The following is a 22,148-nucleotide window of genomic DNA, read 5'->3' as shown; positions in this document are numbered from 1 at the left end:
TTGGGCTTTCCGTTGTGATGTTTTCCGCGTGGCGGCGTCTCACACGTGTCGTCGAAGCTTGATAGAATCGCGGTTCCGATTTAGTAGGGGTGGGACATGGTCAAGGTAGGTATCGTAGGCGGCACCGGCTACACCGGTGTGGAACTGCTCCGTTTGCTGGCACAGCACCCGGAAGTGAAACTGACGGCGATTACCTCGCGCAAAGAAGCGGGCACGTTGGTCGCCGACATGTACCCGAACCTGCGCGGCCGCGTCGACCTGGCGTTCTGCACGCCCGATGACGCCCGTCTGACCGATTGCGACGTGGTCTTTTTCGCGACCCCGCATGGTGTGGCGATGGCGCAAGCGCGCGAATTGCTCGCCGCTGGTGTGCGCGTGATCGACCTGGCTGCCGACTTCCGTCTCAAGGACACGGCCACGTTCGAGAAGTGGTACGGCATGCCGCACGCCTGCCCCGATATTCTTGAAGAAGCCGTTTATGGCCTGCCCGAAATTAACCGCGAGCAGATCAAACAAGCACGCGTTATCGGCCTGCCGGGCTGCTATCCGACGTCGGTGCAACTCGGTTATGCGCCGCTGTTCGCCGGTGGCCGCAAGCTGGTCGATCCGAAGCACCTGATCGCCGACGCTAAGTCGGGCGCCAGCGGTGCCGGTCGCAAGGGCGAGACGTCGCTGATCCTGGCCGAGACGCTGGACAATTTCAAGGCGTATGGCGTGAAGGGCCATCGCCACCATCCGGAAATCAAGCAAGGTCTGGAAGCGATCGCGGGCTACGATGTGGGCCTGACGTTCGTGCCGCACCTGTTGCCGACGATTCGCGGTATCCACTCGACGCTGTACGCGACGATTCTGCCCGAAGCCCGCGATACCGATTTCCAGCAGCTGTTTGAAGCGTATTACGAGAATGAGCCGTTCGTTGACGTGCTGCCGGCAGGTTCGATGCCGGAAACGCGTTGGGTGCGCGCATCGAACTACGTGCGCATGGCGGTTCACCGCCCGGGCAATGAAGACACGCTGGTTATCCTCGTGGTCGAGGACAACCTGGTCAAGGGCGCGTCCGGTCAGGGCGTGCAGTGTATGAACCTGATGTTCGGCTTGCCGGAGAACATGGGTCTGACCCATATTCCCGTACTGCCGTAACGGTATTTATTGTCCCTAAGCTCTTGATTTTTCTGCCGTCGGCACGATTTCGGAATAGGGAATAGAATGGTACCCAACCGAATTATGGAGATTTGCGATGAACGCACCGCTTGAGGCCGCCGTCACGGAAATGCCCGCGTTTCTGGTCTTTACCGACAGCGCCGCGGACAAGGTCAAGCAACTGATCGACGAAGAAGGCAACCCGGAACTCAAACTGCGCGTTTTCGTGCAGGGTGGCGGTTGCTCCGGCTTTCAGTATGGTTTCACCTTCGACGAAGACGTGAACGAAGATGACACCGTGCTCGACAAGAACGGCGTTTCGCTGCTAATCGACTCGATGAGCTACCAATACTTGGTGGGCGCCGAGATCGACTACAAAGAAGATATCAACGGCGCACAGTTCGTGATCAAGAACCCGAACGCCTCCACGACCTGTGGTTGCGGTTCGTCGTTCTCGGTCTGAGCGACACGACGGCAGTATCCGGAAGTACCCAGAGAAAAGGGCCCGCAAGGGCCCTTTTTTCGTTATCGCGTTTTTCGCGCGTTGCCTCGCCGTCAGCGCGGGTAGATCGCTCCGAGGACGCGCAAACCTGCCGCCCCGGTCACCGACGGCAGATTCCCCGGCAGGCGTGCCAGACAGCGCTCGGCAAGCCATGCGAAGGCGAGGGCTTCGACCTGATGCGGCGGCACACCGAGGGCTTCGGTGGTTGCCACTGTGACGCCCGGCAGGCGGGCCGCGATCGCTTGCATGAGTGCCCGATTGCGTGTGCCGCCACCGCAGGCGTAGAAGCCCTTGCAGTTCGGCGCGTGGCGCAACACATCCGCAGCGACGCATTCGGCAGTGAGGGCGACGAGCGTGGCTTGCACATCCACCGGCGCAACGCCCGGAAAGGCGGCCAAACGGGAGTCTAACCATGCCGCGTGAAACAGATCGCGCCCCGTGCTCTTGGGCGGCGTCTGCGCAAAGTAGGGCTCGTTGAGCAGTGCGGCGAGCAGGGCATCGTGGACTCGGCCACTCGCGCCCCATGCGCCGCCATCATCATAGGCTTTGCCGATATGCCGTGCGGCCCAGCCATCGAGCAGCGCGTTGCCCGGGCCGCAGTCGAAGCCTGTCACCGGTTTGCCCGAGGCCGCCGCAGGCAGGATCGTCACATTGCTGATGCCGCCGAGATTGCAGACGACGCGCGTTTCACCGGCATCGGAAAACTTGGCTTGGTGATAGGCGGGCACGAGCGGTGCACCTTGTCCGCCCGCAGCGACATCACGGCTGCGCATATCGGCGACGACGTCGATGCCCGTCAGCTCGGCGATCAATGCCGGAGCGTTCAACTGACGCGTGTAACCGACCCCGTCAAACTCACCGGGACGATGACGAATCGTTTGCCCATGCGCGCCGATGGCGGTAATCGCCGAGGCTGGCAAACCGGCGCTATCCAGCAGGCTTTTCACACAATCGGCGTAATGCCGTGCAAGCGCATTGGCCGCGAGCGCTTCCCGATGCAGTTCATTCTCGGAAGGGGCTTGCAGCACCATCAGCGTCTCGCGCAAATCCGCCGGAAATGCGATGTACGCCTCGGCGAGCACTTTGCCACTGGGCGACGCGACGAGCACGCCATCGACGCCGTCGAGGCTGGTGCCGGACATCAGGCCGATAAAGTGGGAGGTTGCTGCGGTGGCGGCCGAATGGGCGCCTTGGGAAGCGGTGTCAGTCATGAGCGGAGCGCAGACGTTCAAGGAAAGCTGGAGGATGTTTCACACCGGTCGGCAGGGCGTGCATATTCGGAAATATTGCACGCCACCACCGCACGGTGCGGCCTCCAGCATACCTTAATCGCGCTCGGCGACCTGCACGGTGCGCATCAGATCGATACGTTTGAGAAGGTTCTCAGCGTACATGTCGAACAGCTTCAGGCGCGGGCCCGAAAGCGGTGCGACAGCGGCCACATCGGTGGCGAACGGATTGCGCGGCACGTTCTTGTAGCGCAGTTCGTAATGCAGGTGCGGGCCGGTCGCCCAGCCGGTCTGGCCGACGAAGCCGATCACCTGACCCTGCGTCACGCGGGCACCCTGTTTCAGGCCGGAGCTGAAGCCCGACAGGTGGGCGTAGCGCGTCTGGTAGTCACCAGCATGGTTGATCTCGATGAGATTGCCATAACCGTTTTGCGTACCGACAAACTTCACCACGCCGTCGCCCGCGGCAAACACGCGCGTGCCGACAGGGGCCGCCAGATCCACGCCTTCGTGCTTCTTCCACTTGTGCTGGAACGGGTGCTCGCGACCGCCGAATGCCGACGAGATACGCGAAAACTCCACCGGGGTGCGCAAGAACGCCTGCTTGAGATTGCGACCGTCGAAGCCGTAATACGCACCTTCTGCCGAGCCTTGCGGGTCGGCGTACCAGATCGCTTGATGCGTCTTGCCCTGATTGATGAACTCGATGGCGAGAATGCGGCCGGTGCGCACGGTGCGGTCTTGTTGCTTGACCACTTCGTACACGAGCCGGAAGCGATCGCCACGGCGCACGTCGCGCTGGAAGTTGATCACACCGGAAAAGATGTTGACCATCTGCGCGACGACCGCATCGGGCACGCCCGCGTCGTCCATGGCCGTGAAGAAGTTACCCGCGATGGCGCCCGAGCGCATGGCCCATTCGGTGTCGCTCGCCAGTTGATCGATACGCGCGCGCAGCTTGCCGCTGTCGTTGCGCTCGATCACGAGCTGCTGACCATTGGCCGTGCCGGTCGAGAGAACGGTGGAGAGCGTGACGAGCTTGCCGTCGTCGTCGGTTTCGGCCTGAACGACCTGACCGGCGGGCACGCCGATGAGACGCCGTGCAACGGCATTCTCGCGGATGAAGCGCTCGGCAGCGGGGTCTTGAATCGACAGCCGTGACAGCATGTCGCCAAGCGTCTCGCCGCGCCGAAGCGCCACTTGATGGATGAAGGTCTGAGGTTGCGCGTCGAGCTGCTGGATTTGTCGGGCCAGATCGGGGAAGGTGAGTGGCAGCGTGATGCTCGCACCATTGCGTGCCGAGTCCGGCACCATGGGGGCCACGCCGAATGCGGTCACCATTCCCAACGTCAGGGCCGAACCGACCGTCGCCACGATTTGCACCTTTCTGCGACGGTGCTTCGGCTGCGTGGGATCGATCAGGGTCAGCAGTTCACGCGCAAAAAAATCACGGAGTTTTGGCCACATCACGTAAAATTCTGCGCAACTTACGAAAAAGCCCGGGCGGAGCGACACGCTTCGAATTGCCTTCCGGCAACCCGGCGGCGCCTTGGCCCGAGCCGAGAATTGAGCGGCGATTATAGCAGACGCGCCAACATCTCTTGCGTTGGGGGAAATCCCAACGCAGTCTGGACATAGAAGTTATGACAAGTGAACACACACTCACCCCGGAAAAGACGTACCCAGTGACTGACGCCACGCGGGCCGCTATGGCGATCGCCAAGCGCGGCTGCGACGAGCTGCTGGTGGAGGAGGAGTTCCTCCAGAAACTGGCCCGTAGCGAAGCCACCGGCAAGCCGCTGCGCATCAAGCTGGGTCTGGACCCGACCGCACCCGACATCCACATCGGCCACACGGTGGTGCTCAACAAGATGCGCCAGTTGCAGGACCTGGGGCATACGGTCATTTTCCTGATCGGCGACTTCACTTCGCTGATCGGCGACCCGTCGGGCCGTAACAGCACGCGCCCGCCGCTCACGCGCGAACAGATCGAGGCGAATGCCAAGACCTATTTCGAGCAGGCCGCGCTGGTGCTCGATCGCAGCAAGACCGAAATTCGCTACAACAGCGAGTGGTCGATGAAGCTGGGTGCCGACGGCATGATCAAGCTCGCGTCGCGCTACACCATGGCGCGCATGCTCGAGCGTGAAGACTTCACCAAGCGGTTCCAAGGTGGCGTGCCGATCGCGATTCATGAATTCCTCTACCCGCTGATGCAGGGCTACGACTCGGTGGCGCTGGAGTCGGATCTTGAGCTGGGCGGCACCGACCAGAAGTTCAACCTGCTGGTGGGCCGCGAGCTGCAAAAGCAATATGGTCAGGAGCCGCAGTGCATTCTGACGATGCCGCTGCTCGTGGGGCTCGACGGCGTCGAGAAGATGTCGAAGTCCAAGGGCAACTACATCGGTATCAGCGAGAAGCCGAGCGAGATGTTTGGCAAGCTGATGAGCATCTCCGACGACTTGATGTGGCGCTACTACGAGCTGCTGTCGTTCCGCACGCTCGAAGAGATTGCTCAACTGAAGCAGGACGTCGACGGCGGGCGTAACCCGCGCGATGTGAAAGTGCTGCTCGCGCAGGAAATCGTCGCACGCTTCCACTCGCAAGCCGACGCCGAGCGCGCGCTCGAAGACTTCAACGCACGCGCCAAGGGCGGTGTGCCGGACGATATTCCGGAAGTCTCGCTCGACGGTGCACCGTTGGGGATCGCGCAATTGCTCAAGCAGGCGGGTCTCGTGCCATCGACCTCGGAAGCCAACCGCAACATCGAGCAAGGCGGTGTGCGCATCGATGGCGAAGTGGTGTCCGACAAGGGTGCGAAGATCGAGGCTGGCACCTACGTGGTGCAAGTCGGCAAGCGCCGCTTCGCTCGCGTCACGCTCGCGTAATGGTGCCTTCGCGTCGCTATTTTCTGGTGTCGTCGGTTGCGCCGGTTTCGCGGGTTTCGCCGCTAGGTAGCCACGCATGATCGCGCTCATTCAACGTGTACTGGAAGCCGCGGTGACCGTCGATGGCCGCACCGTGGGCGCCATCGGCCCGGGCCTACTGGCGCTGGTATGTGCCGAGCGCGGCGACACCGAAGCGAGTGCGGACAAACTGCTCACCAAGTTGCTTGGCTACCGTGTCTTCTCCGACGAGGCAGGCAAGATGAACCGCAGCGTGAGCAGTCTCGATGGCAACGGCCAAGCGGGCGGGCTGTTGCTCGTCTCGCAATTCACACTCGCGGCCGACACCAACAGCGGCACGCGCCCGAGCTTCACGCCTGCGGCGAGTCCGGCGGACGGCAAGCGGTTGTTCGATCATTTCGTCGCACAGGCGCGCTCGCGCCACGCGATCGTCGAGACGGGCGAGTTCGGTGCGCATATGCGCGTTTCGCTCGTCAACGACGGTCCGGTCACGTTCTGGCTGCAAACGCGTCCCGACAACGCGTAAATCAGACTCGGCATCTCACGCGATACGCGACGGTGTGATACCGTCGTTGGGTTTTGAAATGACATCGCAAGGGAGAAGCTGATGAAAGTCTGGAGTGACTCGTTCGCCGACAATGCGGCGATAGATGAACAGTTCGCGTTCGGCAAGCCCGACGCGCAGTCGCATGTGGCGCTGTCGCAAAACAAGAATCCGCATCTGGCCTGGTCCGACGTGCCTGCTGGTACGCGCTCGTTTGTCGTGATTTGCACCGACAGCGACGTGCCGAGCCAAGGCGACGACGTCAACAAGGAAGGCCGCGAAGTGCCGGCGGACCTGCCGCGCGTCGATTTCTATCACTGGGTGCTGGTCGACGTCCCGGCATCGATCAACGAAATTCCCGCTGCCAGCCATAGCAATCACGTCACGCCGCGCGGCAAGTTCGGCCCGGATGCGCTCGACGGCATGCGTCACGGCATTAACGACTACACCGCGTGGTTTGCTGGCGACGACAGCATGAAGGGCGACTACTACGGCTATGACGGCCCGTGCCCGCCGTGGAACGACACGATCGTTCACCACTATCACTTCACCGTGTATGCCCTCGATGTTGCGCGCGTGCCGCTCGATGGCCGCTTTGGTGGCGATGATGTGATGAAGGCGATCGAACCGCACGTGCTCGGCAAGGCGAGCGTTACCGGCACCTACACGCTGAATCCGAAGGCAGAATGACTGGCAAGACAACGACGCTGACCCTGATTCGCCACGGCGAGACCGATTGGAACCGCATCAAGCGCATTCAGGGACACACCGACATTCCCCTTTCCGCCGAAGGTGAGCATCAGGCCGTGCGACTTGGCGCGCGCATCGCGCGTGAAGTCGCAGCACAGGGACATGTGTTCGATCAGGTGCTCACGAGCGATTTGCAGCGCGCTGTGCAGACCGCTGAACCGGTGGCGCAGGCCTGTGGCTTGCCGCTAGTGCGCACTGCGAATCTTCGCGAGCGGCACTACGGCGTCTTCGAGACGCGCTCGCCCGATGAGATTCAGGCGCAGTTTCCCGAGGACTATGTCCGCTGGCAAACCCGCGATCCGGATTTCACGATCCCGGGTGGCGAGTCGACGCGTGCGTTCTACACGCGTATTACCGGGTTCATCGCGCAGTTGCTGCGCGATCATGCCGGGCAGCATCTCGCGCTCGTTGCACACGGCGGCGTGCTCGATTGCTGTTATCGGCTGGCGACGGGGCTCGATTTGTCGGCACCACGTGCATACCCGCTGCTGAACGCGAGCGTGAACCGCATCGCGTTCGATGGCGAGCATTGGCACGTACTGAGTTGGGGGGATGTCACGCACTTGGACGACGCTGTGCGTGACGAGATCAACGACAAGCCAGCAGAAGGGAATGCGTCAGATCGAGTGGATCCGCGGGTGGTTTGATGTGGGGCGGTTCGCCTGATTACCGCTCCATCGACGGCGCGTGCGAGACGACATCCGGTGTCGCCAGCGCACGCCGTCGAGCCCGATGCGCGACGCTGTTGCGCATCGCCCAGCGCGCGACTTGCGCCGTGTGACGCACGGCCGGTCTCACCGTCAGGCGGCGCATGATCGCGCCTTCTTCGAAGCCGAGCATTCCTTGCGCCCAATCGGGCAGCAAATCGACCCCCGCCCGAAACAACAGTCCCCCGAAAACGCGCGCGCCTGCAAACGGCGACGGCAAGTTGCGCAGCACGCGCACCACTTCGTCCGTGCGTTCGCTCGTGGCTAATTCGGGGCGAATCGCGGCGAAATACTTTTCGATCTCATCAACGCTCGTCGGCACGTCGCGTGCCCCCAAGGCAATCGCAATGCGCGCAACCTCCGCGTAATAGCGATCTTGTTCGCTGCGCGGGAACGCGGGGTTCTTGTAGACCAGATAGCTGCGCAGAAAACTCGATGTCTCTGCGACATGCACCCACGTGAGCAAATCGGGATCGTATGCGGCGTAGGGTCTCCCGTCGGGCGCTGTACCTTTGACTTGAAGATGGATGCGTCGCACGCGATCGAGCAATGCCTCGGCATCGGCTGTATTGCCGAATGTGGTGCCACCGATGAAGGTCGCCGTGCGGCGCAGGCGGCCGATCACGTCCTGCCGAAAGCTTGAGTGATCCCAAACACCCGCCATCGCGAGCGGATGCAGTGACTGCATGAGCAGCGCACTGATGCCGCCGATCATCATCGACGTGAAGTCGCCGTGCACGTGCCAGCACGCGGCGTCCGGGCCGAAGAGACCGGGGTCGCCGTTAGGCGTGTCGTAGTTCAGGCGTGGTGCGCCGGGGCCGGAGGTGAGACTCACGAGCCGCATGGCGATCGCGTGCCGCACGCGGCCCGACAGGCCCACGACGGGGCCAGCGGGCTGAAGCGGGGTTTTCGGCGGCGGGGTAGGGAGATCGTCCGGTGCGCTCATTCGTGACGAGCTCCGGCTGAATGCCGCGGCGATGCGGCTTCACAGAGACTGATGCGAGGGCTGACGTGAGCCGACATGATCGTGGTGCCGGGCGTTAGCGAGCGGCGGTAATGACCGCCGCCGTCAATTCCCACCCGGGGCGTCGGGCGACCAGAGCGAGCCGCTTTCCGGCGCGCTGCCCGGGGCCGACAGCCCGAAGTGGCGATAGGCGGCCAGCGTTGCGACACGGCCGCGCGGCGTGCGTTGCAGGAAGCCCTGCTGAATCAGATACGGCTCAATGACGTCTTCGATGGTGTCGCGCTCTTCGCCGATGGCGGCGGCCAGATTGTCGACGCCGACCGGCCCGCCGTCGAACTTGTGCAACACGGCTTCGAGCAGCTTGCGGTCCATCACGTCGAGGCCGACCGCGTCGACATCAAGCATCGATAGCGCAGCGTCGGCCACGGCTGCCGTAATGCGGCCGTCGGCACGCACCTCGGCGTAGTCGCGCACGCGGCGCAGCAAACGGTTGGCGATACGCGGCGTGCCACGCGCACGGCGGGCAATTTCGAACGCACCGTCGTCGGCGATCACCGCGCCCAACAGCCCGGCAGAACGGCGCACGATACCCGCCAGTTCGTCAGCCGAATAAAACTCCAGACGTGCCACGATGCCGAAGCGATCGCGCAGCGGGTTGGTCAGCATGCCCGCGCGGGTGGTCGCACCGACCAGCGTGAACGGTTGCAGGTCGAGCTTGACGCTGCGCGCCGCCGGCCCTTCACCGATCATGATGTCGATCTGATAGTCCTCGAGCGCCGGATACAGAATTTCTTCGACGACCGGCGAGAGCCGGTGAATTTCGTCGATGAACAGCACATCGTTGGCTTCGAGATTGGTGAGCAGGGCGGCGAGGTCGCCCGGACGTTCGAGCACCGGGCCCGACGTCTGGCGAAGATGCACGCCCATTTCGCGCGCGATGATGTGCGCGAGGGTGGTCTTGCCCAGACCCGGCGGGCCGAAGAGCAGCACGTGGTCGAGCGGCTCGGCGCGCTTGCGGGCCGCCTCGATGAAGATTTCCAACTGGCCGCGCACCTTGCGCTGGCCGACGTATTCGTCGAGCAGCTTGGGGCGCAGCGCGCGCTCGAAGGCTTCTTCGTTGGGCGAGGCCGGTGTCGGCGCAATGATGCGCTCGGCGGCGAGTTTGTCGGTTTCGATCATGGCAGCATTGTAGCGCTTCGGGCGTCGTCAGCCGACCAGCCGGCCACGTCGCACGCGCATCGCTTTACCTGTCAGTGCTTGCGACACATCGGCCAGCGCTGCGAAGGTTTCGCCGCAGTGCGCGTGGCAGATCGCCACGCCCAACGCATCGGACGCGTCGGTGCCCGGCGTGCCGGTCAGCGCGAGCAGGCGGGTCACCATGTCCTGCACCTGTTCTTTACGTGCGCGGCCCGTGCCGACCACGGCTTGTTTGAGTTGCGACGGGGTGTATTCGAAGACTTCCAGTCCGCCGACCGACAGCGCCGTGATGGCCGCGCCGCGCGCTTGCCCAAGCAGCAGCGTCGATTGCGGGTTCACATTGACGAAGACTTTTTCAACGGCGGCTTGATCGGGTCGATAGGTGGCGACCAGTTCCGACACGCTCTCGAAGATGATGCGCAGGCGTGCGGACAGCGTGCCTTCGCCGGAGCGGATGACGCCACTCGTCACGTATTGCAGACGGTTGCCGTGCTTTTCGAGCACGCCGAAGCCGGTGACGCGCAGGCCGGGGTCGATACCAAGAATTCTCATGCAGGGGCCAGTGGCTGGCGCGCGGGGCGCCGAGCGGGGTAAAACGGCGTTGAGAGCCGATATGGCCTGTATTCTGGCACAGCCGAGTGGGGGCGTCGCGTCGATTTGCCGCATGCCAGCGCGCCGTCGGCACGGGATGCCGCCCCTCGCGAGCCACCGGATTGTTGTACATTGCTTGCTGTTCAAAATATTCGATGGCCCGCCCGCGGCCGCCTGCCCCCAATGCTCTGGATCAAAGCGTTTCACATCGTTTTCATTGCCTCATGGTTCGCGGGTCTGTTCTATCTGCCGCGTATCTTCGTCAATCTCGCGATGGAGACCGATCCGAACGCCACGCAGCGTCTGCTGCTCATGGCGCGCAAGCTGTACCGCTTCATGACGATACTCGCCGTGCCCGCGCTCGCCTTCGGACTGGTGCTGTGGCTGTACTACGGCATCGGCCGCCAGAGCGGCTGGCTGCACGCGAAGCTGCTGATCGTCGTGCTGCTGCTCGGTTATCACCATGCGTGCGGCCGTTTGCTGCGCAAGTTCGAGACCGGCCAAAACACGCATTCGCACCGCTGGTATCGCTATTTCAACGAATTCCCTGTGCTCGGGCTGCTCGCCGCCGTGATTCTCGCGGTCGTCAAGCCGTTCTGACACGGTCACAGACAAATCGCACGAACGATTTGCATCGATAACAACACCGCGTCGCACACGCACCGCATCAATTCAGACATCTATCGAGAACCGAGAGGAGCCTGCCGTGAGCCTGCCCTGCGATTACTATCTCGCCCCGCCGTCGCCCTATGTGTATATGGGCCACGCGCGGTTCCTCGAACTGGTACGCCGCTACGACGTGCAGGTTCAGCTCAAGCCCATCGATCTGGGCCGTGTGTTCGCCGTCTCGGGTGGCTTGCCGCTCGCGAAGCGCACGCCGCAGCGTCAGGCATATCGCCTGGTGGAACTGGCGCGCTGGTCGAAGTTTCTCGACCTGCCGCTCAATCCGCAGCCGAAATTCTTCCCGGTGGCGGGCGACCCGGCCGCGCGCCTGATCATCGCCACGCAACTCGCGCACGGCACGGCAAAAGCACTCGACCTCTCGGGCGCGATCTCGACCGCACTCTGGACGCAAGAGCGCAACATCGCCGACGATGACACGCTGTTGGCCATCGCCAATGACCTGTCGCTCGACGGCAAGTCGTTGCTCACGGCTTCGCAAGGCGCGAGCGTGCAAGCCGCGTTCGACGCGAATACCGAAGACGCGATGTCAGCGGGGGTGTACGGCGTGCCCTGGTTCGTGTTTGAAGGCGAGCCGTACTGGGGGCAGGACCGCCTCGACTTTCTCGAGCGCGCGTTCGCCCTCGCGCGCGCCAAGCAAGACTGATGGCAAAGCGTCAACAGAACACCCACTGAGCCTTCGCAGGGAGTCATTAGGATGAGTCGTCCGGAAGTTGTGTTGTACAAGACCGTGCCCGCCGACGTGCGCGCGCGTCTGGCTGAGCATTTCGAACTGCATGAATTCGACGGTGTGAACGACGGCAATCGCGCGGCGTTCACGGCGGCGCTCGGTCGTGCCGACGGCGCTATCGGTGTGGGCGTGAATGTCACGCCTGAGCTGCTCGACGCGGCACCCAAGCTGCATGCGTGGGCCACCATCTCGGTGGGCTACGACCAGTTCGATGTGCCTGATTTCACGCGTCGCGGCGTCGTGCTGATGAACACGCCCGACGTACTCACCGAAACCACGGCCGATACCGTTTTCTCGCTGATTCTCGCGAGCGCACGTCGCGTGGTCGAGCTGGCTGAGTTGGTGAAAGCGGGTGGTTGGAAGGGCAGTCTCGGCGAGGCATATTTCGGCACCGACGTGCAGGGCAAAACGCTCGGCATCGTGGGCATGGGGCGTATCGGCGGTGCGGTGGCGCGTCGTGCAGCGCTCGGCTTCGGTATGAAGGTGCTGTACAGCAATCGTTCGCGCAACGAGGCGGCGGAAGCGGCTTACGGTGCACAGCATCGTGCGCTGCCGGACTTGCTGGCACAGTCGGATTTCGTCGTGACGCTGGTGCCGCTGTCGCCCGCAACCGAGCGCCTGATCGGTGCGAAGGAATTTGCGCAGATGAAGCCGGGTGCCATTTTCATCAACGCGGCGCGCGGCAAAGTAATCGACGAAGCTGCGTTGATCGAGTCGCTGGCGTCGGGCCATTTGCGCGCGGCAGGCCTCGACGTTTTCGAGCGCGAACCGGTGTCGGTCGATTCACCGCTGCTCAAGATGAAGAACGTGGTGGCGCTGCCGCACATCGGGTCGGCGACGCACGAAACGCGTCACGCGATGGCGTCATGCGCTGCCGATAATCTGATCGCTGCGCTGACCGGAAAACCGCTGCAAAACGCGGTGAATCCGGACGCAAAGCGGGGGTAGTGAGACGTTTTAGCGCGCGGGCGCAGAGGCAAAGACCGCTTCGGCATCCGCGCGTCGCAATGTGAAAGGGGCGCTCTCGGCGCCCCTTCGTGTTCCTGTCGTCGTGCGGCCAGTTTATTTATCGCTCTTCGCTAGCGGTACGGCGACGGTTGATGACTTCCTTCGCACGGGCAAGCTGCGCGGGTAGACGATCGCCCAGACGCAGCGCCATCCCCACTGCCAGCACGTCGCCAATGGCCAAATGCGCAATGCGTGAAGTCAGCGGCGAGTAGACATCGGTGTCTTCGTCCACATCGGCGAACAGCGCCACACTCGCGAGCCGCGCCAGCGGCGAATTGCTGTGCGTGATGGCAATCACCGTTGCGCCCGCTGCGCGCGCGAGTTGCGCGGCTTCGAGCAGATCCTGTGTGCGTCCGGTGTTAGAAATCGCGATCACCACATCGCCTTCGCGTAGCAGCGCGGCGGACATTCCATATACATGCGGGTCGCTGTAAGCCACCGCCGGAACGCCGAGCCGGAAGAACTTGTGCTGCATGTCCTGTGCGGCGATACCCGACGCGCCCGCGCCATAGAACTCGATGCGGCGCGCATTCGCCAGCAGATCGATGGCTTGGCCAATACTGTCGGGCGAGAGGTTATTGCGCACTTGCATGAGGCTGCCGATCGTGCGATCGAGCACCTTGCTGGCAATGCCCGGCACCGGTTCGTCGGGACGCACGTCGCGATGCACGAACGGCACACCCTGCGCAATGCCTTGTGCGAGCCGAATCTTGAATTCCCGATACCCGCTGCATCCGACGGCCTGACAAAAACGGGCAATGGTCGGCTGACTGACGTTGGCGCGCTCGGCCAGTTCGTTCATCGATAAATCGACAACTTCACGCGGCGCGTCCAGCACGTAGGTGGCGAGTTTGCGCTCTGAAGGGCGCAATTGAGTCAGTGTGGCTTCGATTCGGTTCAGCATGGCAAGGCAGCAACCCACATAAGCAGTCGCCCACTATAGCATCGGCTACGGCCCGCGCTGCATGGCTTCCCCGGCGATTCAGTCAGCGCGGAAACGATGGGAATGTACAAAAACTACAAAAATATAGCATTTCATATGGCGGTGATAGGTTTCTCAATACGGTAATAATTGGCGTAACTCATGGAAAACACTCAGTAAAACCCCGTATGCCGATGGCTTTTGATTGATGGGATGTAGAATTTCTACTAAACTCCGCTCCCAATCGTGCCCAGCCTGGGCGCACCCAATTCAAGCCGAGCCGGCATGACGTCTGAGCAAACCAAGTCCCTGCACCCGACCCTGATGGCGGTCACCGCGCGCATTGCCACGCGTAGCCGCGACACGCGCTCGGCCTACCTTGCGCGCATCGAGGCCAGCCGTGGCAGCTTCCCGCAGCGCGGCGCGCTCTCGTGCGCCAACCTCGCCCATGGTTTTGCCGCCATGCCCGCCAACGACAAGCTGATGCTGCGCGAGCAGCGTCGCCCGAACGTGGGCATCGTCACGGCATACAACGACATGCTCTCGGCGCACCAGCCTTACGAGCAATACCCGGCCCGCCTGCGCGAAGCCGCCCGCAAGCTGGGCGCGACGGCGCAAGTGGCCGGTGGCGTGCCCGCCATGTGCGATGGCGTGACGCAGGGCAACGCCGGTATGGAGTTGTCGCTGTTCTCGCGCGAAATCATCGCGATGAGCACCGCTGTGGCGCTCTCGCACAACATGTTCGACGCGGCACTCATGCTCGGCGTGTGCGACAAGATCGTGCCGGGGCTGGTGATCGGCGCGCTTCAGTTCGGTCATCTGCCGACGATTTTCGTGCCCGCAGGACCAATGGCCAGCGGCCTGTCGAACGACGAGAAAGCCCGTATTCGCCAGTTGTACGCCACCGGCAAAGTCGGTCGCGACGCGCTGCTCGAAGCCGAGTCGCAGGCTTACCACGGCGCGGGCACCTGCACGTTCTACGGCACGGCCAACAGCAATCAATTGCTCATGGAAGTGATGGGTCTGCATCTGCCGGGCGCCGCTTTCGTGCACCCGCACATGCCGCTGCGCGACGCGCTCACTGAAGCGGCGCTGGCCCGCGTGCTGGCCATCGGCGCCGATACCGCCGAGTACACGCCTATCGGTCACGTGGTCGACGAGCGCGCAGTGGTCAACGGCATCGTCGGCTTGCTCGCGACGGGCGGCTCGACCAATCACACGCTGCACCTGGTGGCGATGGCGCGCGCGGCAGGCGTGGTGATCGACTGGGACGATTTCGATGCGCTCTCGGCCGTGGTGCCGCTGCTCGCCCGTGTGTACCCGAACGGCAAGGCCGACGTGAATCATTTCCACGCGGCAGGCGGCATGGGCTTCCTGATCGGCGAGTTGCTCGACGCGGGGCTTCTGCATGAAGACGTCCAGACCGTAGCCGGTCCGGGCTTGTCGCGCTATCGCCAGGAGCCGTGGCTCTCGGCGCAGGGGCTGGCATGGCGCGACGGTAGCGCCTACAGTGGTGATCGTGACGTATTGCGTGGCCACGCCGAGCCGTTCGCCCCTGACGGCGGACTGCGCCTCATGCATGGCAATCTGGGCCGCGGTGTCATCAAGGTGTCGGCGGTCAAGCCGGAACATCGGCGTGTGGCCGCAACGGCTCGCGTATTTACTTCGCAGGAAGCGGTCAAGGCTGCGTTCGATGCCGGTGAACTGCATCGCGACGTGGTGGTGGTGCTGCGTGGTCAGGGGCCGCGCGCGAACGGCATGCCCGAATTGCATCGTTTGACGCCGCTGCTCGGGGCTTTGCAGGACGAAGGCTTTGCCGTGGCATTGGTGACCGATGGCCGGATGTCGGGCGCGTCGGGCAAGGTGCCGGCGGTGATCCACGTCTCGCCGGAGGCTGCCGGTGGCGGCCCGCTCGCCCGCGTGTGCGACGGCGATCTGATCGTGCTCGACGCCGGGTCTGGCATGTTGCATGCCGAAGTAAGCCCCGACGTGTGGGCCGCGCGCGAGATCGCACCGGTGCCTGCGTCGGGTGACGACACCGGCCGCTTGCTGTTCGGCCACATGCGCGCCGCTGTCGGCGCGGCGGAAGCGGGTGCTTCCGTGTTCTTCGGATCTGTTTGAGCGCAATGGCTCGAGCGGTGCGCAGGCCGCGCCGCTGACTTCAAGGAAAACGCAATGGATATCAATGACATCGTTCGTGCCGGTCCCGTGGTACCGGTGCTCCAGTTCGACGACGTGGCGCAGGGCGAAAACGTCGCTCGCGCGTTGCTCGCGGGTGGGGTGCGAGTCCTCGAAATCACGCTGCGCACGCCAGCTGCGATGGACGTCATCAAGCACGTGGCCAGCCTGTCGGACGAACTGATCGTCGGCGTGGGCACGCTCACGCGCCCCGAAGAGATGGCGCAAGCCGTGGCCGCCGGTGCGCGCTTTGGCGTGTCGCCGGGCTACACGCCCGCCCTCGGTGCCGCCGCGAAAGCCGCCGGTCTGCCGTTGCTGCCGGGCGTGGTCACGCCTTCCGACATTCTCGCGGCGCTGGCCGATGGCTACGAAACCGTGAAGTTCTTCCCGGCCGAGCCCTCGGGTGGCGTGCCGATGCTCAAGGCGCTGTACGGCCCGTTCCGCCATGTGCGCTTCTGCCCGACGGGCGGCATCAGCGCCGAGTCGGCACCGTCGTATCTGGCGCAACCGAATGTGGTGTGCGTGGGCGGTTCGTGGCTCACGCCCAAGGCGCTGGTCGACGCGCAGGACTGGGACGGCATCACCCGTCTGGCCCGTGCGGCGAGCGCGCTGCCGCGTGGTTGACTGAAGCGTGGTTGACTGAATAACAGGATTCCAACAATCGGGGCGTTAGCCCCACGGGCAGCCGCCCATCTAGCCAATCGAGGAGACCCCCATGGCCGCGGTGCAAGGTAACTTGCTGCTGGTGTACGCGCTTGTCGCGGTAATTGCGCTGATCGTACTGATCGCGAAATTCAAACTGAACCCGTTCATTACCCTGATCGTCGTCTCGCTCGTGCTGGGGCTGGCGGTGGGTATGCCGATGGGCGGCATCGTCAAGGCGTTCGAGACCGGCGTGGGCAACACGCTCGGCCACATTGCGCTGGTGGTGGGCTTAGGGACGATGCTCGGCAAGATGATGGCCGAGTCCGGCGGGGCCGAGCGCATTGCGCGCACGCTCATTGGCTTCTTCGGCGAGAAGAACGTGCATTGGGCGATGGTCGTGATCGCGTTCATCGTTGGCTTGCCGGTGTTCTTTGAAGTCGGCTTCGTGCTGTTGATTCCGATTGCGTTCAACGTCGCCAAGCGCACCGGGACGTCGATGGTGCTGGTGGGTATTCCGATGGTCGCGGGCTTGTCGGTCGTGCACGGTCTGATTCCGCCGCACCCGGCCGCGTTGCTCGCCGTGACCGCCTATAACGCGGACATCGGCCACACCATCATGTACGCGCTGATCGTCGGTATTCCGACGGCTGCCATCGCGGGCCCGCTGTTCGCCAAGCTGATGGCGCGCCACGTCGTGCCGAACCCGGATAACCCGCTGCTGGCGCAGTTCGTCGACGAAGACCGTCCGATGAGCGAGTTGCCGGGCTTCGGTATCACCCTGTTCACGATTCTGTTGCCGGTCATTCTGATGCTGATCGGTAGCTGGGCCGACTTGTTCTTCGCCCCGAAGACGTTCGCGAACGATTTCCTGCGCCTGATCGGCAATTCGGTGATGGCACTGCTCATCGCCACGCTCGTGAGCTTCTTCACGTTCGGCAAGCAGCGCGGCTTTAACCGCGATCAGATTCTGAAGTTCACCAACGAGTGTCTGGCCCCGATTGCCACGATTACCCTCGTGGTGGGTGCCGGTGGCGGCTTCGGGCGTATTCTGATGGACGGCGGCGTGTCGAAGGCGATTGTCGACGTGGCCACGCACGCCAGCCTCTCGCCGCTGTTGCTCGGCTGGCTGGTGGCGGCGCTCATTCGCGTGGCAACCGGCTCGGCCACGGTGGCGATGACCACGGCTTGCGGTATCGTGGCGCCGATTGCGGCCGCAGCGGGCGCAACGGTCAAGCCGGAGCTGATGGTGCTCGCCACGGGCGCAGGGTCGCTGATTCTGTCGCACGTGAACGATGGCGGCTTCTGGCTGGTTAAGGAATACTTCAACATGACCGTGCCGCAGACGTTCAAGACCTGGACGGTTTGCGAGACGATCATTTCGGTGGTGGCGTTGCTGCTCACGCTTGGCCTGGCCAGCGTGCTGTGAGGTAACTATGCAGGGCACGCAACACCCGCAACACGCTGACGCGAGTCAGCCGGTCACAAGGAGACGAGCCATGATCGTCGTGGTAATGGGCGTATCGGGCAGCGGCAAGAGCACGGTCGGGCAGATGTTGGCCGACCGTCTGGGCTGCGGGTTTTCCGACGCAGATTCGTTTCACAGCGCCGCGAACATCGAGAAGATGCGCCGTGGCGAGGCGCTCAACGATAGCGACCGCGCGCCGTGGCTCGCTGCGATTCGCGAGGCGATCGTCGCGCGCCGTGTGGCGGGGCGTCATCATGTGTTTGCGTGCTCGGCGTTGCGTTCGCGCTATCGCGATGTGCTGGGCGAGCACGACGGCGACGTCGTGTTCGTCTACTTGAAGGGTGCGCCCGAGGTGATCGGCGAGCGTCTGGCCTCGCGCGCGGGGCATTTCTTCGATCCGGCACTGTTGCAAAGCCAGTTCGATACGCTTGAAGAGCCGCGCGACGCGCTCATCATCGACATTCGCGAGACACCCGAGGCGATTGTCGACACGTTGCTGCACAAACTCGCCGCCTGCCCGGGCGGTGCGCTGCTCACGCCAATCTCGCCGGCCGGTCCGGCACGCGTACAATAGCGCTTTATTCCCTCAGCCGGCGCCCTGTGCGCCGGCCGTACGCATCGCTATGGCTTCCTTCGAATTTTTCGCGCCGTGTCCTCGTGGACTGGAAGAGGCGCTTGCCGCCGAACTGGCTGAACTCGGGCGTCTCGCGCCCTTGTCCGTCGGCAAACAGGTGCCTGGCGGCGTGCACTTTGCAGGCCCCTGGGCGGCCGGCATGGCGGCTAACCTGCATTCGCGCATCGCGAGCCGTGTGCTGCTGCGCATCGCACAGCAGGGCTACCGCACCGAACAAGACATTTACGCGTTCGCGCTCTCGCAGCGTTGGGAAGACTGGTTCGGTTATCAGCAAACCCTGCGTGTGGACGTCACGGGTATCAAGGCGCCGGTGCGCAGTCTCGAATTCGTCACGCTGCGCATCAAAGATGCCGTGTGCGACCGTCTGCGTGAGAAGACCGGCTCACGTCCGAACATCGATACGTCCGAACCGGATGTGCGCGTGTTCGCGTTCCTGACGGCGACCGACGCAACCCTTTATCTCGATACTTCCGGCGAAGCGCTGTTCAAGCGCGGCTGGCGTCTGGACAAGGGTGCCGCGCCGTTGCGCGAGAACCTTGCCGCCGGCATTTTGCGTCTGGCCGGTTGGCGCACGGATACCGCCGCCGACCTGGTGCTGTACGACCCGATGTGCGGTAGCGGCACGTTCCTCGCCGAAGCGGCACAGATCGCACTGGGCGTGCCTGCCGGTGTGGCGCGTCGCTTCGGTTTCGAGAAGCTCAAGGGCTACGACATCAACGCTTGGCAATCGCTCAAGGTGCAAGCGCAGGACGCTCAACGCGATGCCCGCGTGCGTGGGGTGCCGTCGACGATTTTCGGCAGCGACATTTCGGGCGACATGCTGGTGAAAGCGCGCGCCAATCTGGAGCGTGCCGGGGTGGGCGATGTGGGTTTGAAGCAGGTGGATGCCCGCGACATGGCGCCGCCGGTCGATCGTCCGGGCATCATTGTGGCGAACCCGCCGTACGGCGAGCGTATTGAAGTGCGTGGCCGCCGTTCGCCGCGCGATGCAGGTGACGAGGGTGATTTCGAGTCGTCGGGCGGACGTGGTCAGTTCCAGCGCGTGCAGCCGGATGGCGTCGATGCGCAGTTCTTCAAGGCCTTCGGCGACGTGCTCAAGCAGCGCTTCACGGGTTGGAGCGCTTACCTGCTGACGGCCGACATGAGCTTGCCGGGGCAGATGCGTCTGCGCGAATCGCGCCGCACGCCGCTCTTCAACGGCGCGCTCGAATGCCGTCTGTTCCGCTTCGATCTGATCGCTGGCTCGGTGCGTAAGCGTCCTCAGGAGGGCGAGGGTACGACGCCGCAGAGCTGAAGTCGGGTGGGTAGCATCGACCAATGAAAACGACCGGCCTTTGGCCGGTCGTTTTCATTTCGTCGTCAATATCGCTGCGACACTGTGACGGACGTGCGGTGTTAGGTGGCGTTTGCGCTCAGTGGTGTCGGAGTTGCGCAATTTCTTTAGCGATCAGACGGCGATTGGTTTCCGTCTTGTCGTGAATGATGGCACCTGCCATGTCCATATTGAGGAGCCACCGCATGGTATCGGGGGTTGCACCGACGCTCCAACCCGCATGGGGAGTACGGATGGCATTTGACGACGGGTCTTCCCGAACTTGCCACTCATCCTCGACCTTTACCCAGTTGGGCCAGAGCTCCCCATTTTCCTTATGCTGCGCGCTAATGATGGCCTCGCACACATTTCGCGCGATGAGGCGCCGGGGGTTGCTTTCCTCATCACGATGTATCGCGAGGTGTATCAGGTCGTTAATGTGATAGTTGCGAGAGTAGATGTCGGCGCAGAGCAAGACATGTCGGGTGCCGAGATCATACTGCCAGGGTAATGCCACGTTGTAGCCAAACGTTTGGAGGATTCGCAGCGTGAGTAAGTCTTCATTGGCCGCGGCAGGTGTTTCGCGCTCAAGCGCGGTCTTGATCCACGCTTCCATACTTGGGTACGCTGCCAGCCGGTTGGCGATGGTCCATTCGGGCCCGCAAATCTGAAGTCTGCGATTGAGATCGCTGGCAAGCGCTTCGGGCAATCCTGTATCTCGCAGCAAGTCGACGGTGATCTCGTCGTTTCTCGATACGACGAGTTCGCATATCGCGCGCAGCTGCGATGCATTGCGTGTCAGTTCACTCGCTCCAGGGTGACGTTCCACGTAAGCCCTGATCTCTTTGCCGGCGACAGAATTCGGATCCAACACCGTCGCCTTAATCGCGTCGCGCGTTTGCGCGCAGTTGAACTGGGCCGCACGTGCGCTGATTAGGTCTTTTAGCGGGAGACATTGAAAGACCGTCCCGGCAGCATTCGTGTCGAGGCGTCCGAGGACTGGCGTGGCTGCTTGGGATGGGAGGGCATGCGGATTCATTAGAAATATTCCTTCAGTGGTCGCGAGAGACCGGATTCTCTCGAATGAAGGAGATGGGACTTTCTAATATTTCGCCGCGATTTGTCGACTCCGGCCCGTGTTCTCCGTGTCGATGCCGACTTTGGGGGAACGCTTCGTTGCCGCTACGTCCGAGCTGAGGTCAGGAAGCGGCGAATGACACCATGCGAGTAGTGGCTCGCGACATCGCGCAGAAAGCGCGGGAAATCGACGTGCGCTTCGTCATCCGCCGAATCGGACACCGTGCGCATGATGGCGAAAGACACCCCGTACTCGTGACAAACCTGCGCCACGGCAGCGCCTTCCATTTCGACGGCAAGTGTTAGCGGCAGGGCTTCGCGCAGGCGTGCCACTTCTGCCGCGCTGCTGATGAACTGATCGCCGCTCGCGATTTGTCCGATGTGCACGCGCGGGGCGCGCATGCCGTGATCGCTTCGGACAACTTCCGCCACGTGATGTGGCATCTCTTCCGAAAGCCAATCGCGCGCGGCCTGCGCGAGTGCATCGCGCAACGACGCATCGGTGTCGAACGTCGCGCGGCCGAGCAACGGCACTTCAAAGCGGGGAAAGAGCGGGCTGGCGTCGAGATCGTGCTGCACGAGCGTGTCGGCGACGACGATATCGCCGACGGCGAGGCCATGGGCGAGTCCGCCGGCCAGTCCGGTGAAGACGATTTCACTCACGCCGAAGCGGTGAATGAGGGCCGTTGTCGTGGCGGCTGCGGCGACTTTGCCGATGCGCGCGAGCACGATCACGCAGTCTCGTCCGTGGAGCGTGCCCACGTGATAGTCGCGCATGCCGATGTGTTCGACTCGGGCACCGGGTGCCATCTCGGCGAGCAAGTCGGCGATTTCTTCGTGCAGAGCGGCAACGATGCCGAGCGGGCCAGACGTCATAGCGCGATTTCGTAGAGCGGGGGCAAGAACGAGCGCGCATTGTAGCGCGGGGCGACTCTCGCCGCCCCGCATGCCTTGCCTCGTGCGCCA

The 22,148-nt window shown here is 63.2% G+C and carries 22 protein-coding genes; 14 read left to right on the top strand and 8 right to left on the bottom strand.

Annotation, left to right across the window (positions count from 1 at the left end; genetic code table 11):
• Positions 1-96 precede the first annotated feature (96 nt).
• Both argC and erpA read left to right on the top strand, forming a co-directional pair.
• Positions 97-1,140, top strand: a complete 1,044-nt coding sequence (gene argC / locus ACPWR9_RS00565) for an N-acetyl-gamma-glutamyl-phosphate reductase (protein ID WP_426312287.1) — start codon at positions 97-99, stop codon at positions 1,138-1,140.
• A 97-nt stretch (positions 1,141-1,237) separates the two neighbouring features.
• A complete protein-coding gene (gene erpA, locus ACPWR9_RS00560) occupies positions 1,238-1,603 on the top strand; it encodes an iron-sulfur cluster insertion protein ErpA (protein ID WP_058377438.1) in 366 nt (121 codons plus the stop codon).
• Between the two features lie 92 nt (positions 1,604-1,695).
• On the opposite strand, the gene ACPWR9_RS00555 is transcribed toward erpA, so the two are convergent.
• A complete protein-coding gene (locus tag ACPWR9_RS00555; protein WP_426312285.1) occupies positions 1,696-2,853 on the bottom strand; it encodes an anhydro-N-acetylmuramic acid kinase in 1,158 nt (385 codons plus the stop codon).
• Positions 2,854-2,967: 114 nt separating this feature from the next.
• Entirely contained in the window at positions 2,968-4,338 is a 1,371-nt protein-coding gene (locus tag ACPWR9_RS00550; protein ID WP_426312283.1) for a M23 family metallopeptidase, read from the bottom strand.
• A gap of 176 nt (positions 4,339-4,514) precedes the next feature.
• Here ACPWR9_RS00550 and tyrS point away from each other — a divergent pair, with 176 nt between their 5' ends.
• From tyrS to ACPWR9_RS00530, 4 genes are all read left to right on the top strand, one after another.
• Entirely contained in the window at positions 4,515-5,759 is a 1,245-nt protein-coding gene (tyrS, locus tag ACPWR9_RS00545; protein WP_426312280.1) for a tyrosine--tRNA ligase, read from the top strand.
• Positions 5,760-5,835: 76 nt separating this feature from the next.
• On the top strand, positions 5,836-6,303 hold the full coding sequence (gene dtd / locus ACPWR9_RS00540) for a D-aminoacyl-tRNA deacylase (RefSeq protein WP_426312279.1): 468 nt from the start codon (positions 5,836-5,838) through the stop codon (positions 6,301-6,303).
• An 81-nt stretch (positions 6,304-6,384) separates the two neighbouring features.
• Positions 6,385-7,011: a YbhB/YbcL family Raf kinase inhibitor-like protein gene (locus ACPWR9_RS00535; protein WP_426312278.1), complete on the top strand. Its 627-nt coding sequence runs from the start codon at positions 6,385-6,387 to the stop codon at positions 7,009-7,011.
• Complete coding sequence (locus ACPWR9_RS00530) at positions 7,008-7,718, top strand: histidine phosphatase family protein (RefSeq protein ID WP_426312276.1); 711 nt, start codon at positions 7,008-7,010, stop codon at positions 7,716-7,718. Before ACPWR9_RS00535 ends, ACPWR9_RS00530 begins: the two co-directional genes overlap by 4 nt.
• Before the next feature lie 19 nt (positions 7,719-7,737).
• Here ACPWR9_RS00530 and ACPWR9_RS00525 read toward each other — a convergent pair whose 3' ends face one another.
• From ACPWR9_RS00525 to ruvC, 3 genes are all read right to left on the bottom strand, one after another.
• Complete coding sequence (locus tag ACPWR9_RS00525; protein WP_426312275.1) at positions 7,738-8,724, bottom strand: oxygenase MpaB family protein; 987 nt, start codon at positions 8,722-8,724, stop codon at positions 7,738-7,740.
• Positions 8,725-8,847: 123 nt separating this feature from the next.
• The gene (ruvB, locus tag ACPWR9_RS00520) at positions 8,848-9,921 is read right to left on the bottom strand and encodes a Holliday junction branch migration DNA helicase RuvB (protein ID WP_426312274.1); all 1,074 of its coding nucleotides are present in this window, start codon (positions 9,919-9,921) and stop codon (positions 8,848-8,850) included.
• A 27-nt stretch (positions 9,922-9,948) separates the two neighbouring features.
• Positions 9,949-10,491: a crossover junction endodeoxyribonuclease RuvC gene (gene ruvC / locus ACPWR9_RS00515; protein WP_426312272.1), complete on the bottom strand. Its 543-nt coding sequence runs from the start codon at positions 10,489-10,491 to the stop codon at positions 9,949-9,951.
• A gap of 222 nt (positions 10,492-10,713) precedes the next feature.
• On the opposite strand from ruvC, the gene ACPWR9_RS00510 reads away from it, so the two are divergent.
• From ACPWR9_RS00510 to ACPWR9_RS00500, 3 genes are all read left to right on the top strand, one after another.
• Positions 10,714-11,130 carry a CopD family protein gene (locus ACPWR9_RS00510; protein ID WP_426312271.1) on the top strand — a complete coding sequence of 139 codons (417 nt, stop codon included), beginning with the start codon at positions 10,714-10,716 and terminating at the stop codon, positions 11,128-11,130.
• 106 nt (positions 11,131-11,236) lie between these two features.
• On the top strand, positions 11,237-11,857 hold the full coding sequence (locus tag ACPWR9_RS00505; protein ID WP_426312269.1) for a 2-hydroxychromene-2-carboxylate isomerase: 621 nt from the start codon (positions 11,237-11,239) through the stop codon (positions 11,855-11,857).
• A 51-nt stretch (positions 11,858-11,908) separates the two neighbouring features.
• A complete protein-coding gene (locus ACPWR9_RS00500; protein WP_426312267.1) occupies positions 11,909-12,889 on the top strand; it encodes an NAD(P)-dependent oxidoreductase in 981 nt (326 codons plus the stop codon).
• A gap of 118 nt (positions 12,890-13,007) precedes the next feature.
• On the opposite strand, the gene ACPWR9_RS00495 is transcribed toward ACPWR9_RS00500, so the two are convergent.
• Entirely contained in the window at positions 13,008-13,853 is an 846-nt protein-coding gene (locus ACPWR9_RS00495; RefSeq protein ID WP_426312265.1) for a MurR/RpiR family transcriptional regulator, read from the bottom strand.
• A gap of 303 nt (positions 13,854-14,156) precedes the next feature.
• On the opposite strand from ACPWR9_RS00495, the gene edd reads away from it, so the two are divergent.
• From edd to ACPWR9_RS00470, 5 genes are all read left to right on the top strand, one after another.
• Positions 14,157-15,992: a phosphogluconate dehydratase gene (gene edd, locus ACPWR9_RS00490; RefSeq protein ID WP_426312263.1), complete on the top strand. Its 1,836-nt coding sequence runs from the start codon at positions 14,157-14,159 to the stop codon at positions 15,990-15,992.
• A 54-nt stretch (positions 15,993-16,046) separates the two neighbouring features.
• A complete protein-coding gene (eda, locus tag ACPWR9_RS00485; protein WP_426312262.1) occupies positions 16,047-16,673 on the top strand; it encodes a bifunctional 4-hydroxy-2-oxoglutarate aldolase/2-dehydro-3-deoxy-phosphogluconate aldolase in 627 nt (208 codons plus the stop codon).
• Between the two features lie 91 nt (positions 16,674-16,764).
• Positions 16,765-18,120: a GntP family permease gene (locus ACPWR9_RS00480; RefSeq protein WP_150680242.1), complete on the top strand. Its 1,356-nt coding sequence runs from the start codon at positions 16,765-16,767 to the stop codon at positions 18,118-18,120.
• 70 nt (positions 18,121-18,190) lie between these two features.
• Positions 18,191-18,733 carry a gluconokinase gene (locus ACPWR9_RS00475; RefSeq protein ID WP_150680243.1) on the top strand — a complete coding sequence of 181 codons (543 nt, stop codon included), beginning with the start codon at positions 18,191-18,193 and terminating at the stop codon, positions 18,731-18,733.
• Positions 18,734-18,782: 49 nt separating this feature from the next.
• Positions 18,783-20,087, top strand: coding sequence for a THUMP domain-containing class I SAM-dependent RNA methyltransferase (locus ACPWR9_RS00470; RefSeq protein ID WP_426312261.1), 1,305 nt, complete (start codon positions 18,783-18,785; stop codon positions 20,085-20,087).
• Positions 20,088-20,205: 118 nt separating this feature from the next.
• Here the strand turns inward: ACPWR9_RS00470 and ACPWR9_RS00465 are convergent, their stop codons facing one another.
• A complete protein-coding gene (locus ACPWR9_RS00465; protein WP_426312259.1) occupies positions 20,206-21,144 on the bottom strand; it encodes a hypothetical protein in 939 nt (312 codons plus the stop codon).
• A 143-nt stretch (positions 21,145-21,287) separates the two neighbouring features.
• Positions 21,288-22,058 (bottom strand): 5'-methylthioadenosine/adenosylhomocysteine nucleosidase, encoded by a 771-nt coding sequence (locus ACPWR9_RS00460; protein WP_426312257.1) that lies wholly within the window; start codon positions 22,056-22,058, stop codon positions 21,288-21,290.
• Positions 22,059-22,148 lie beyond the last annotated feature (90 nt).

The sequence above is a fragment of the Pandoraea pneumonica genome, from assembly GCF_049918595.1.
GTDB lineage: Bacteria > Pseudomonadota > Gammaproteobacteria > Burkholderiales > Burkholderiaceae > Pandoraea > Pandoraea pneumonica_A.
This window is presented reverse-complemented; position numbering and strand designations above follow the sequence as displayed.

Bases quoted from the DNA above. Each gene is read 5' to 3' on its own strand.
- argC (WP_426312287.1), top strand. From the start codon at position 97: ATGGTCAAGGTAGGTATCGTAGGCGGCACCGGCTACACCGGTGTGGAA.
- erpA (WP_058377438.1), top strand. From the start codon at position 1,238: ATGAACGCACCGCTTGAGGCCGCCGTCACGGAAATGCCCGCGTTTCTG.
- ACPWR9_RS00555 (WP_426312285.1), bottom strand. From the start codon at position 2,853: ATGACTGACACCGCTTCCCAAGGCGCCCATTCGGCCGCCACCGCAGCA.
- ACPWR9_RS00550 (WP_426312283.1), bottom strand. From the start codon at position 4,338: ATGTGGCCAAAACTCCGTGATTTTTTTGCGCGTGAACTGCTGACCCTG.
- tyrS (WP_426312280.1), top strand. From the start codon at position 4,515: ATGACAAGTGAACACACACTCACCCCGGAAAAGACGTACCCAGTGACT.
- dtd (WP_426312279.1), top strand. From the start codon at position 5,836: ATGATCGCGCTCATTCAACGTGTACTGGAAGCCGCGGTGACCGTCGAT.
- ACPWR9_RS00535 (WP_426312278.1), top strand. From the start codon at position 6,385: ATGAAAGTCTGGAGTGACTCGTTCGCCGACAATGCGGCGATAGATGAA.
- ACPWR9_RS00530 (WP_426312276.1), top strand. From the start codon at position 7,008: ATGACTGGCAAGACAACGACGCTGACCCTGATTCGCCACGGCGAGACC.
- ACPWR9_RS00525 (WP_426312275.1), bottom strand. From the start codon at position 8,724: ATGAGCGCACCGGACGATCTCCCTACCCCGCCGCCGAAAACCCCGCTT.
- ruvB (WP_426312274.1), bottom strand. From the start codon at position 9,921: ATGATCGAAACCGACAAACTCGCCGCCGAGCGCATCATTGCGCCGACA.
- ruvC (WP_426312272.1), bottom strand. From the start codon at position 10,491: ATGAGAATTCTTGGTATCGACCCCGGCCTGCGCGTCACCGGCTTCGGC.
- ACPWR9_RS00510 (WP_426312271.1), top strand. From the start codon at position 10,714: ATGCTCTGGATCAAAGCGTTTCACATCGTTTTCATTGCCTCATGGTTC.
- ACPWR9_RS00500 (WP_426312267.1), top strand. From the start codon at position 11,909: ATGAGTCGTCCGGAAGTTGTGTTGTACAAGACCGTGCCCGCCGACGTG.
- ACPWR9_RS00495 (WP_426312265.1), bottom strand. From the start codon at position 13,853: ATGCTGAACCGAATCGAAGCCACACTGACTCAATTGCGCCCTTCAGAG.
- edd (WP_426312263.1), top strand. From the start codon at position 14,157: ATGACGTCTGAGCAAACCAAGTCCCTGCACCCGACCCTGATGGCGGTC.
- eda (WP_426312262.1), top strand. From the start codon at position 16,047: ATGGATATCAATGACATCGTTCGTGCCGGTCCCGTGGTACCGGTGCTC.
- ACPWR9_RS00480 (WP_150680242.1), top strand. From the start codon at position 16,765: ATGGCCGCGGTGCAAGGTAACTTGCTGCTGGTGTACGCGCTTGTCGCG.
- ACPWR9_RS00475 (WP_150680243.1), top strand. From the start codon at position 18,191: ATGATCGTCGTGGTAATGGGCGTATCGGGCAGCGGCAAGAGCACGGTC.
- ACPWR9_RS00470 (WP_426312261.1), top strand. From the start codon at position 18,783: ATGGCTTCCTTCGAATTTTTCGCGCCGTGTCCTCGTGGACTGGAAGAG.
- ACPWR9_RS00465 (WP_426312259.1), bottom strand. From the start codon at position 21,144: ATGAATCCGCATGCCCTCCCATCCCAAGCAGCCACGCCAGTCCTCGGA.
- ACPWR9_RS00460 (WP_426312257.1), bottom strand. From the start codon at position 22,058: ATGACGTCTGGCCCGCTCGGCATCGTTGCCGCTCTGCACGAAGAAATC.